The sequence below is a fragment of the Methylomonas sp. ZR1 genome (assembly GCF_013141865.1).
Classification (GTDB): Bacteria; Pseudomonadota; Gammaproteobacteria; order Methylococcales; family Methylomonadaceae; genus Methylomonas.
This window is the reverse complement of sequence record NZ_RCST01000001.1, coordinates 950,380-962,455: the sequence shown is the minus strand read 5'-3', so window position 1 is coordinate 962,455 and position 12,076 is coordinate 950,380. Positions and strand designations below refer to the sequence as shown.

The 12,076-nt window shown below is 50.1% G+C and carries 9 protein-coding genes; 4 read left to right on the top strand and 5 right to left on the bottom strand.

The annotated features are described in order from the left end of the window. Positions 1 to 7: 7 nt before the first annotated feature. From alaC to DDY07_RS04275, 4 genes are all read right to left on the bottom strand, one after another. Complete coding sequence (gene alaC, locus DDY07_RS04290) at positions 8 to 1,192, bottom strand: alanine transaminase (RefSeq protein WP_171694934.1); 1,185 nt, start codon at positions 1,190 to 1,192, stop codon at positions 8 to 10. Positions 1,193 to 1,316: 124 nt separating this feature from the next. Continuing rightward, complete coding sequence (locus tag DDY07_RS04285) at positions 1,317 to 1,472, bottom strand: hypothetical protein (RefSeq protein WP_171694933.1); 156 nt, start codon at positions 1,470 to 1,472, stop codon at positions 1,317 to 1,319. Positions 1,473 to 1,547: 75 nt separating this feature from the next. Continuing rightward, the gene (locus tag DDY07_RS04280) at positions 1,548 to 2,669 is read right to left on the bottom strand and encodes a GNAT family N-acetyltransferase/peptidase C39 family protein (protein ID WP_216614705.1); all 1,122 of its coding nucleotides are present in this window, start codon (positions 2,667 to 2,669) and stop codon (positions 1,548 to 1,550) included. Next, positions 2,666 to 3,763: a DUF2817 domain-containing protein gene (locus DDY07_RS04275; RefSeq protein WP_367650850.1), complete on the bottom strand. Its 1,098-nt coding sequence runs from the start codon at positions 3,761 to 3,763 to the stop codon at positions 2,666 to 2,668. The genes DDY07_RS04280 and DDY07_RS04275 overlap by 4 nt, the downstream gene beginning before the upstream one ends. A 162-nt stretch (positions 3,764 to 3,925) precedes the next feature. On the opposite strand from DDY07_RS04275, the gene DDY07_RS04270 reads away from it, so the two are divergent. From DDY07_RS04270 to DDY07_RS04255, 4 genes are all read left to right on the top strand, one after another. Further along, positions 3,926 to 5,404 carry a RimK family protein gene (locus tag DDY07_RS04270; RefSeq protein ID WP_171694932.1) on the top strand — a complete coding sequence of 493 codons (1,479 nt, stop codon included), beginning with the start codon at positions 3,926 to 3,928 and terminating at the stop codon, positions 5,402 to 5,404. Then, a complete protein-coding gene (locus DDY07_RS04265; RefSeq protein WP_171694931.1) occupies positions 5,401 to 6,309 on the top strand; it encodes a carbohydrate kinase family protein in 909 nt (302 codons plus the stop codon). The genes DDY07_RS04270 and DDY07_RS04265 overlap by 4 nt, the downstream gene beginning before the upstream one ends. A gap of 288 nt (positions 6,310 to 6,597) precedes the next feature. Further along, entirely contained in the window at positions 6,598 to 10,266 is a 3,669-nt protein-coding gene (locus tag DDY07_RS04260) for an SIR2 family protein (RefSeq protein WP_171694930.1), read from the top strand. A 362-nt stretch (positions 10,267 to 10,628) separates the two neighbouring features. Next, the gene (locus tag DDY07_RS04255) at positions 10,629 to 10,913 is read left to right on the top strand and encodes a hypothetical protein (protein WP_171694929.1); all 285 of its coding nucleotides are present in this window, start codon (positions 10,629 to 10,631) and stop codon (positions 10,911 to 10,913) included. Positions 10,914 to 11,178: 265 nt separating this feature from the next. On the opposite strand, the gene DDY07_RS04250 is transcribed toward DDY07_RS04255, so the two are convergent. Next, positions 11,179 to 12,063, bottom strand: coding sequence for a LysR family transcriptional regulator (locus tag DDY07_RS04250; protein ID WP_171694928.1), 885 nt, complete (start codon positions 12,061 to 12,063; stop codon positions 11,179 to 11,181). Positions 12,064 to 12,076: the final 13 nt, after the last annotated feature.

The window sequence follows — 12,076 nt, the reverse complement described above, 5'->3', positions numbered from 1 at the left end:
GCGGCGATTATACTACGTTGTCTTTTTTCAGCATATTGCGGATGCTGCGCAAGGCCTGCCGGGTTCTGTGCTCGTTTTCGATCAAACTAAAGCGAATATGGTCGTCGCCGTGCTGCCCAAAACCAATGCCGGGCGATACCGCGACTTTGGCATCAATGATCAATTTCTTGGCAAACTCGATGGAACCCATTTCACGATAGGCTTCCGGAATTTTGGCCCAAACAAACATGGTCGCCCGCGGTTTTTCGACATGCCAACCCATCGCATTCAAGCCGTCGCACAACACATCGCGGCGCGCCTTATACATGTCGCAGATTTCTTTCACGCAATCTTGCGGGCCTTCCAATGCAGTAATCGCCGCGACCTGAATCGGTGTGAAGGTGCCGTAGTCCATATAGGATTTGATCCGGGTCAACGCAGCCACCAAGGTTGGGTTGCCACACATGAACCCAACCCGCCAGCCCGGCATGTTGTAACTTTTGGACAAGGAGAAAAACTCCACGGCGATGTCTTTCGCCCCTTCCACTTGCAAAATCGAGGGGGCCACATAACCGTCGAACACGATGTCCGCATAAGCGATGTCGTGGACGATCCAGATATTATGTTCCTTGCAAATCGCCACCACTTTCTCAAAAAAATCCAGCTCTACGCATTGGCAGGTCGGATTGCCCGGAAAGTTTAAAATCAACATCTTCGGCTTGGGCCAGCATTCGGCAATGCCTTTTTGCAGCTCTTCAAAGAAATCGACGCCCGGCGTCAAAGGCACATGGCGAATATCGGCACCGGCGATCACCACGCCGTAAGGATGAATCGGGTAAGCCGGATTGGGCACTAACACCACATCGCCGGGGCCCAGCGTGGCTAAGGCCAGATGCGACAAGCCTTCTTTTGATCCTATGGTGACGATGGCTTCGGTATTAAAGTCTAAGTCAACATCAAAACGGCGTTTGTACCAACCACAAATGGCTTTACGCAAACGGGGAATGCCTTTAGAAACAGAGTAACGATGCGTGTCGTCGCGTTGCGCCACCTCCAGCATTTTGTCGAGAATATGCTTGGGCGTGGGTTGGTCCGGATTCCCCATCCCAAAGTCTATGACATCTTCGCCCTCCGCTCGGGCTTTGGCTTTCAGCTCGTTAACGATATTAAAAACATACGGCGGCAGGCGGCTAATGCGATGAAATTCTTCCATTAATGACTCTTGAGATTCTGATTTTGAAGACGGCTTCTAAAAGAAAGCCGGCTAAGGTACTGTTGTTGCAAGACGATGTCAATTTCGGTGCAGCCAGACGGGTCCGAAAAACGCGGCTTGGCGTTTAAGGTTGCGCGCTATCAGCGGCAGCACCAGTTTCGGCTTCCGCTCGCTGCTGGTGCAGGTAAGAGCCGCCGACTAAAAATGTCAGCACCAATAGGTATAGCACTGCGGCGATGTTTTTAACTTTCTTGCTGTCGTCTTGACGCTGGTTGTTCATGAATAAAGTCTCGGGAATATACAGGATGCTAACTCAATTGTACCGTCTGCACCGCTGGCTGAGAACGAAAAGCTCTCATTTGCTGCTCGGCCAAACAATCACCGCCGTCCGCAAGCGAGATTTACCAAAACAGGACATACGATCAAAGTCCTCACGGGCAATCGGAATAAACTGGCAATCCAGCTCATTTTGCCGACCGTCGTCCGGGTCGGAATCGTGCATATACAGACAATCTTTATCAAAACCGCTCATCACTACCCAATGCGGGGCTTTTTTTCTATCCATTGAAAAGGTACTGATCAGGATCAATGGAATCGCCCCGGCCTCGAAGGCGGCGATCAAATCGTTCTGCGTGACGTTGGCATAGTGGATAGACACGCCCTGCTCCGCCGCTTCGCGCTTGAAGCAGGTATCGACCAGCTCGACAATCTGCTTTTTATCCTCGCTACGCACGCTATCGATAAACAAAGAGCCGGTTTGATTGATCCAGACCTCCACGGCAAACTGCCGGCGTTTGGCTGCCAAGGCCAAACCTATCGGATGACAACCGCCGTGACCAGAGGTCATGAAAATCGTCGTCGCTTCACGCCAGAGCTCGATTTCCTGTTCCCGCGACGGCAAATAGCTTTTGTTCAAAGCGTGCATCGCCATCATCAACGCCGCCGGGCCGCAGGTAAACGGCGTGGTTTGCCGTAGCCAATGCACCGAACGATGCTGAGGGGTGTCACGATAACGGCGGATGCGCTTTTGATAGCGCAAGGCATCTTTATGGTCTTGATAATAGTCGCGGTACAAACCAAACTTTTGAAAACCCAGCGACTCGTATAAACCAATGGCCGGCGTGTTATCCACACTGACTTCCAGACGCAGGTACAGGCGGCCGTCGTCGCGCGCGGCTTGCTCGCCGGCTAGCATTAAGGTCTTGGCTATGCCTTTGCCGCGCAGCTGCGGCGCCACGGCCAGCGAATAAATCCGCGCCAAGCGGGTACCGGGATGATAAATGATCAAAATATAGCCGGCCACTAGCCCGGCCCATTCCGCTAATAGCAGGGCGCGGTGCTCGGAACTTAACCAATGCCGAAAACTGCGTCGACTGAGTTTATCGGTCGCAAAGCTGGCATTCTCCAAGGCAACCAAGCCCTCCAGATCGGCACTTTGCGCCGGGCGCACCGCCAACTCGTTGGCTAAAGCTGTCAAGACGACACCCCGCGCAGTGCCTGACTCAGCACTTGCCGCGCCCGAAACAGCACCATTTCCTGCCAGGCATTGTCGTTGGGGCAAAAATGATGGCGCATCGTCAGGCTGTGTGCGAAGCGTTGATCGTGGTTATCCTCCACAGCCCAAAGCTGATGATCACGCAACAAAACCTCAAACAAGTGATCGGTGCTATACGTGCCAAACTCCAGGGTCACATAGCAGCTTTGCGGATTCATGTTGGCGTGCCACAGATAATCCAATAAGCCCAGTTTGGGTACCGAGCTGGACGTCCCTGCCAGCGGCAGCGTCACCGAATCGCCGTACCAACGCTGCGCAACCGCTGCTCCTGCGCTGTCTGGCTGATGATCGCAGATAATTTCCCCGTACCCATAGGGGCCAAGGCCGGTGTGCAAATCCACCACAGCCACACGGCGTTGAGCCAGACTGTGCCGATTGATCAAATCCTCACAGACCAGCCGGCCATGCGCCGGCGCCCGGCCACCATAAAATGGTCCGGACGGGTCGCGGTATTGGCCGCCGCTGATGGCTTTTTCCAACGCGACTCGACCGTATTGCTGACTAAAATCGGCATAGGCTTGTTGTCGTTGCCCGGCATCCGCCACGAACAGCCACTCCCGCAACTTGTCGTAATCCGGGTTCTCCGGCAAGGGCTGCGAAAAATCCACGGCATTGCGATTCAAATCCACTCCGTCGCCGTCGCAGCGCCTCGACCAGGTATAGCCCCAGGGCGTTAAGGCGTGGACCAGCAACAGCGCCGTACCATTGGGAATATCCAGCTGGCGTTTGTTTAAGCCTTGCAGCACATCAAGCTGAATTGCGCTGCCCGCAAAGCCTTCCACGCCGTGCGTCGCGGCAAGGCACACTACCACGTTGTCCGCTTGATCATCGCCTATCCAGGCGGTATCGGTCAGCAAAGATTCGCCGTCCGGCCCCAGTCCGACGCATTGATAAATCTCGTGTCTTAGCGGGTGTGTCACCGCAGAGATTAGCGACAACCAAGCCTGGCGTGCCTTGGCATAACTAGCCGGGAAAACGCGGGTATCGATTTCGGTGCCGTAGGGGGACAAACTCATCTGCATACTCAACTGTTCGGAGACGGTAATAGTACAGTGTGGCAAACCCCCAGGCCGCAAGCAATAGGCAACAGCAGAGGGAATTGCAGAATTCGGCTTGTCTTAATACCCGACTGGTTTCAAAATCCCCGCCCAACACAAACCTTTCGGGCATTTTTTACCATGGCAAGCACGCTGTTGGTCGTCGACGACCTTTCGGATTGGAACCCTTATTACCCCAGCGATCAGGTCGCCAGCTTTGAAGATTATCTGGCCAGCGAACAAACCGATCCCGATCAACGGGTGCGGGTGATCAACCTGTGCAGTAGCTACACCTATTTATCTGACGGCTATTATTGCTCGCTGCTGGCCGAGGCCCGCAATCATCATGTGATTCCGTCGGTTAAAGTCATCAACGACTTGGGCAAAAATGCCTTATACCGCCTGCAATTGGAAGACTTAAACCAGCCGCTGGCGCGCGCCTTCAAACATCAAAACCAGAACGGCGAAGTTATCCTGCACAGCTATTTTGGCACCACGCAGGAACCGGCCTTTCAAGAATTGGCGCGACTATTGTTTGAGCGTTTCGCCTGCCCAATTTTGGAAATCAGCTTGCGCTTTGACCAGCAATGGCAAATCACCGATCTCAAAGCCGTCTCCCCCAGGCAGTTGGACGATGCCATGCAGACCTTATTCGCCGATGCGCTGGATCGCTTTAGTAAAAAGGTCTGGCGGAAAAGCCGAGCCAGAAAGACCGCGCGTTACGATTTGGCGATTCTGATCAACCCCTCCGAGCAACTGCCACCCAGCAATCGCGGCGCGCTGAAAAAATTTATCGATGCCGGCCGGCAACTGGGCATCGATGTGGAACTGATTACCTTGAATCATTACGGCCGCCTGCCGGAGTTCGACGGTTTATTCATCCGCGAGACCACCGCCATCGACCATCACACTTACCGGTTCGCCAAAAAAGCCGAAGCGGAAGGCTTGGTAGTGATTGACGATCCCACCTCAATATTGCGCTGCGCCAATAAAGTCTATCTCGCAGACTTGTTTCGCACCCACAAAGTCCCGTCGCCGAAAACCTGGATTTTGCACAAGGGCAATACCCAACACCTGGATAATCTGGAAGCCAGCGCCGGTTATCCGGTGGTGATCAAAATCCCAGACGGCTCGTTTTCGCGCGGCATCGTCAAAGTGCATAACCGCCAGGAATTGGAAAGCAAAGTCGCCGAGTTGTTCGAGCAATCGGCGCTATTGCTGGCCCAGGAGTTTTTGTACACCGATTTTGACTGGCGCATCGGCATCTTCAACCAAAAAGCCCTGTATGCCTGCCGCTATTTCATGGTGAAAAACCATTGGCAGATATACCGGCACGGCGCCAAACGCACCGACAGTGGTAACTTCGACACCCTGCCGACTTTTGAAGTACCCAAAGGCGTACTGGACGCGGCGTTAAGGGCCACGCAGCCGATAGGCAACGGCTTGTACGGTGTGGACGTAAAAGAAATCAAGGGCAAAGGCTATGTCATTGAAGTCAACGACAACCCCAGCATCGACAGCGGCGTGGAAGACAAATATCTGGGCGATGAATTATACAAAGCCATCATGAGCGAATTCCTGCGGCGCATGGACAACCGCAGCAAAGGAGTCGCGCAATGACCGCCACACCGCTCGACGTACTTTGCATCGGCCATGCCAGTTACGACTTGGTGTTTTCGGTGCCGCATCATCCCGGCGCCGATGAAAAGATCGTCGCCGACGACTTGCTGGGCTGCGGTGGCGGACCTGCCGCCAACGCCGCGGTCACGGTGGCTAAACTAGGCGGTAAGGCCGGCTTTTGCGGCTATTTGGGTGATGATGTATACGGCGACAGTCATTTACGGGAGTTGCAAGATCATGGCGTCGATAGCCACTGGGTAGTGCGCGGCGCATCGCCAACGCCATTATCGACCGTGCTGGTCAAACCGAACGGCCAGCGCGCCTTGATCAATTACAAAGGACAAACCAGCGCCCTGCCCGCAACCGCTATCGACTTTGACGACTTAGCAGCCAAAGTGCTGTTGTTCGATGGTCACGAGCCGCATATTTCTCTGCGCGTATTAAAGCAGTTAACCCGCCCAGTACCGACCGTGTTAGACGCCGGCTCGCTGCACGACGGCACTTTGGCTCTGTTGGATAAAGTCGACTATCTGGTCTGTTCGGAAAAGTTTGCGCTGCAATATGCCGGTGACGAAAACCTGGCCTTAGCCAAACTGGCGCAAATTGCCCCGGTGGTAGTCATTACCCTGGGCGAACGCGGCTTGATCTGGCAACGCGGCCAGGAACAGGGCAGCCTCAGCGCGCCGCCTATTGTCGCCATAGACACCACCGGCGCCGGCGACGCCTTTCACGGCGCCTTTGCCGCCGGCCTCTCCAAAGGCTTTAGCTGGATAGAATTATTGCGTTACGCCAGCGTAGCCGGTGCGTTTTGCTGCACCAAAACGGGCGCCAGGCCGGGTTTACCTAGCTTGAGCGAACATCAGAACTTACTGGCTAGTTGGTCGGTGAACGGTGAATCAAAATAGACACGAGGCTTTTCGTTTATTCTTCTTGCCTACCCAACTATAGAGTGATGCAAATAATGAATATGCGAGTGGAATTGATGCTAGGGCCTCCTGTTTTCCGCGCTCTAGCAAATTACACTCTGAAAAAGTTGTATCCAAATTGAAAACAGCTGACTTTAAGACGGCAATTTGATTGTATGGTTAGTCGCATGTAGCAGCCTTTCGTTGTTCCTAATAGCTATGGCAGCTATATGGTAATTTACATAGCCTATATCCCATTAAATCTTTGCCCATCTGTGAATTCTACAAATGAAATCCATATCAAAAATTAGCGATCTTTCCGATTATCCCGCCATCAAAAAGCTAGCATCTGCTCTGCATAAACTTGATGCCAATAGGCACGGAGCCGCGATTATGATAGGAGCAGGTTTTAGTCGTAGCGCTGCTCATCATGGCGGGGGTGGGAAAAAAATGCCCCTTTGGAATGATTTCAGCAAAAGATTAGTGAAATCACTTAATCCAACTGAAGACTTGAGTTTTTCTGATCCGTTACGTGTGGCGGAGGAATATCGCGCATACTTTGGTCAAGCATCTCTCAACGACCAAATTCGTTTTGAAATTGACGATGAGGCTTGGCGCCCTGGAGCACTATATTCGTCGTTACTTACATTACCTTGGTCTGAAATTATGACCACTAACTGGGACACATTGTTGGAGCGAGCAGCGAAGAATATACATAATCCATACTATAGTCCCGTTACAAAACCCTCTGATCTTGCATGGGCTCAATCTCCACGTATCGTTAAACTACACGGCACAATAGGTGCAACAGATATATTCATAGCAGCTCAAGAGGACTATCGATCTTATCCTGTTAAATTTGCTCCTTTTGTCAATTTTGCGCGGCAAGTATTTATTGAAAATGAACTTTGTTTATTGGGCTTTTCGGGGGATGACCCAAATTTTTTACAATGGGCAGGTTGGGTACGGGATCATTTAGCCGATCATGCACGCAAAATTTATTTGGTTGGCGCACTGAATCTGTCAGCAGCACGACGGAAGTATCTTGAATCTATTAACATTGCTCCGGTTGATTTGTGGGACGCGGTAAAACATATCGACGACCGCGAACTTATGCATCAGACAGCAAACGAATTGTTTTTAGAGGCAATGAGGGACGAGGGAAAATCGAAGGCGGGGCCACATCAGTGGCGGCCAAAAGATTTACATGTTATGGACGTTGCGCAAGAAGATCATTCTCGGATTCGTAAAGAACCAGAATATGCTGCAGGAGTAATAAAACGGCATCTTAAGCACTTGCAAAATGACCGAGAGTCTTATCCCGGCTGGTTAATGTGCCCGCCGTCACTACGCTGGCTTATACGCTCCCAGCTTCATGCAATATTTCTCACTCCTGATAACGTTGCTGCACTTGACTCGGTTGATCGAGCCAATCTGCTTTATGAAATAGCATGGCGGCATAGTGTTACGTTTGAATATATAGACCCTTGGCTGACTGATGAATTTTTTCAGTTTGCTAATCCAAGTCAATCCTGCTCTTTAAGCAAACACCAACAAATGGAACTTGCATTAACCTTGCTTAAAAACAGCCGATGGCTGGAGGCAAGTGATGAAGCAGGAAACCAATTCATTGCAGAGCGCATTCAAGTACTGATTGGCATATTGAAAAATTATGCGTCGTACTTACCAGACTGCAATGCAGAGCTAGCCTATCACCAAGCTCTTGTTAGTCTTGACAAGCTTGACTTTGCAGGCATCGAGTCTGTAATTGTAAATATCACTGGTGAAGATCCTGTTTGGAAACTCAGGCGCGCTGCATTACTAATGGAGTTGGGCCGATTTGAAGATGCTACCCACCTAATTAGGGAGGCCTACCGCGAGCTTCGAGAGCGTTATCGGTATAACCAAAATTCAATTCCAATTTTATCTCGCTTGACATGGTGCCATTGGTTATTAAAAGCGGTATCTCAATTTCAAACCGATAAGCCGTTAGAACCATTACCTGTCACTTTCAAAGATTGGCAGTGTGATCCTTGGGTTTGGATCGAAGATCTTCAAGAGAAAGTTAGGAAACGACAAGACGACTACCTTAAAAATCAGAACCCTGTTGAGCCGTTATTTGACCAAGGCCATTATCGAAATAATTCGAATAACCGTTCAGTTAACTCCGACATCTCAGAGTTCTTGCTTTTGCAGGGGGTGAGCGGATGTGTGGGCATTCCTTTACATACTGGTGGTACTGGCATAAATATCAACTTGTTAGCAGGCGCAGCTGAAAAGTTAATCCTGTCTGGTGGCATCGGAATTGAGCTTTGGGATTACTCTTTGGCGATACGTGCTGCCATCAGCGAAAGTTCATCATCAATAAAAGGCATTTTCACACGTATCGGTTTAGCATGTGCTTCAGAAAAAGTTGTAGCGAAATTGGTTTGTCATCTCCGTTTAGCGATTAATTATTGGAGTAACCTGCGAAGTAAAGGTACAGAAGAGCAACAAGGTCATGCTATATCCATCCTTCGCGTCCTAATGGAGGTTTTTGCACGTCTAGCCGTTCGCGTTTCAGATGAAGAGGCCGCAGACATATTTAAACTGGCTGTCTCATTAGGGCAACAGAAAGATTTTCAACATTTTTGGTTATCTGATGTTATTGATCACCTTTTAACCTATTCACTAAAAAGCGTTCCAAACTCAAAACAGGGATATCTATTGTTAGAAGCATTGGCGTTTCCCTTAAGCAGTGAGTTGGCAAGCAATGATGTTCATCATTGGCCCAATCCGATTATCAATTTTCCGAATGAACGCCAAACATACCCTGGTATCGAAAGAAGGATCGGTGAGTTAATAACGGGGGTGACTCCAAATGGCTCAAAAAGCAGCACTGCAGCCTTGTCGAGAATTTTACCCTTGATAGAAAAAGATTTTCTTAAATCATCAGAACTTGAAAGCTTGGCAACCGCAATTTGGGGGGAAATGCCCAATTATGAACACTTACCCAATATAAAGGATTTATATCCCCACGCCTTTTTACTCTTGCCTGCGCCCGACGAACAGCAAGTGAAGGCTTTGGTGCAACGTCATTTATATGAAACAAGCGACGATATTCTGATAGATACCGAGAAAGAATTACGGAGTTTTCCTTCGAAAGAAATTCAGCGAGCCATTACGGTTTATGCGAGCATGGCGAATGCGGCCATCAATGAGCGAACGAAATTGCTTCCCTCAGCGGGTCAAGCGTGCATACTTTTTGAGCGTTTGATGATATGGCGACCATGGAAAGGTGGTGATGGTCATTTTGATTTTGAAGCTGGTCAACGCGGACGATTAACCGAGTCTATTTGTAACGCACTTTCTTATGCGATTTTGCCAGCTTTATCTAGCGAGGCAAAATCCGTTGAACAATTTAACAAACTACAGGCGTTTTACGCCGAAGTTGATGGGGCTATCGCCGCCCTTCCTGCACTTGTTTATTTCGTATCTATAAACGATGAAATAGCACTTTGCGTTGAGAAACTCATACGTAAGGCATTACAAGGTCGAGATAGCCGTGATGTAGCTTATGCTGCAGTTGCGTTACATAGATGGAGTGAATTATCTGAATCGAAAGATTTACCACAAATTAAAAATTTGGTTTCAAGGCTAGTTGTCATTATCGACTCGGGTCGCGCTGTCGGATTGCAGCAATTACTTTGGGTGGCCGGTGAATTATTCAAAAAGCAACAGCTATCCACTGAGCAAATAGAAACGCTAAGAGAGGCGCTAATAAATGCTTTTGATATATCTGATTACTCCAATATTGACCCCAACAGCCGAGAGGCTATCAATGCGTCAAGTATCAGAGAGGAATCCGTAAAACTGGCAAAAATAATCTGCGAACAGTCGTTAGGAGACTGCGATCTGGAAACTATGATTAACAAATCACGTATGGATGCTCTTCCAGAGGTACGCTTTGCGCTTTAGTCCAGATAGAGCGCTTACTGGTAAGTCATTCTCCGTGTCCATTATGGGGTTTACAGCAGTCATTCACACCACCCTACGGCGGCAGCAATTGGCCGATAACCAGCCTGCCAACAATTCATTGCTCGATTGCATTCAAGTGCAGGGCGATTGCTTAGTGCCCGGCATGATTTTCTTTGGGGGGTTGGGGATTTTCCTCTCATTCGGGCCTTGACGCCTCGCGCTAATCGCATTGAGCTATTCGCGAAAGCCCCGTTCGCTCGGACTCAAACTAAAACACGTTGCCGCCTGGCTTAGTGCGCTGGCGGGTAACACAGAAAGCTTTGCGACGATAGTAAATCACCTTGTGCGCGAGATTAATCCCGTTGCGTGCAAGGCATTCTGCCGGACCGGCAAATCAATTTGCCTTGCCCGCAAGGCTTTTAGGTTTAATGGCCAGGCTCGGCAGGCTTGCGCGCAAGGTAAAAATGATTGCGACGATAGCAAAATACCTCGTGCACGAGCTGAAACGGGTTGCACGCAAGGCTTTTAGGTTTAATCGCCAGGGTTGGCAGCTTGTGTGCAAGGTAAAAAAGTTTGCGACGATAGCAAAAGACCGCGTGCGCGAGCTTAAATGCTTTGAGCGGAGCGTCATCCGCCACGTTGGTTAAGCCTCTCGGGGCATGACGCTATTATGTAGCCTAAAAAGAGCAGTTGGGGGGTGTGGTGGCCGTTCGTGCTGAGCAAAGTCGAAGCATGGACGGCCTACAACATACTCACCCGCCGGGTGATTGAAAAATCCCGCTCGCCCTTCGACAAAACTCAGGACGAACGGGATTTTTCAAGGCTCAATGCTCTGTTCAGGTTAATGCATCAGATGACTGCGGACAATTTTACTGCGGCACTGAACAGTTTGTTGTCTTTGACAAATGCGGACTACCGCTCGAAATACGCCAGCAAAAAATCAATAAACGTCGTCAATTTGGCCGGATAAAAGCGGCGTTGTAGATAAGTGGCGTAAATGGCTAGCGCCGGTCGGCGATATTGCCTGAGGATCTCCACCAATTCACCGCTTTGTAAATACGGCGCTACCGATAGTCTGGGCGCCTGCACGATGCCCATACCCAAGGCCGCCGCCTGACATAGCGCGCGACCGTTATTGGACGCCAGCACCCAGTCGGATTTGATTTTCTTCAATTCGCCGTCCACTTCAAACAACCAAAATTCGCCATGCGGGGTATCGACATAGTGCAGGCATTGATGCTGGGCCAATTCGTCTATGGTTTGCGGATAACCTTTTTCGGCTAGATAAGTCGGCGCGGCGTAGGTACACAGTTCAGTCTCGGCAATTTTGCGCGCCACCACGCCGGGGTCCAGGGTATCGGTAACCAACAGGGAAATATCGAAACTGCCGACTCGCAAATTCGGCGGTTTGTTATCCAACGACATTAAAATCTTCACTTCCGGATATTGCTTTAGATAACGTTCGATAGCCGGCACCATGTACATACCGCCGAAATCGATAGGCGCGCTGATTTTAATGGTGCCTTTCACCCGCTCGCCTGATTGTGCGGTAGACGCTTCCAAATCAGCCAAATCTTCCAGCAATTGCTTGCTGCGGTTATAGTAGGCTTCGCCGGCACTGGTCAGACTTAGACTACGGGTAGTGCGATGCAATAGCACCACCCCCAGAGATGCTTCCAATTGGGCAATGTATTTGCTGATCATCATCGTGGACAGCTTCGATTCTTTTGCAACAGCAGAGAAAGTGCCTAGCTCGACTATTCGGCAAAAAACACGCATGTTGTTAAATTTATCCATCGCGGCACTCAAT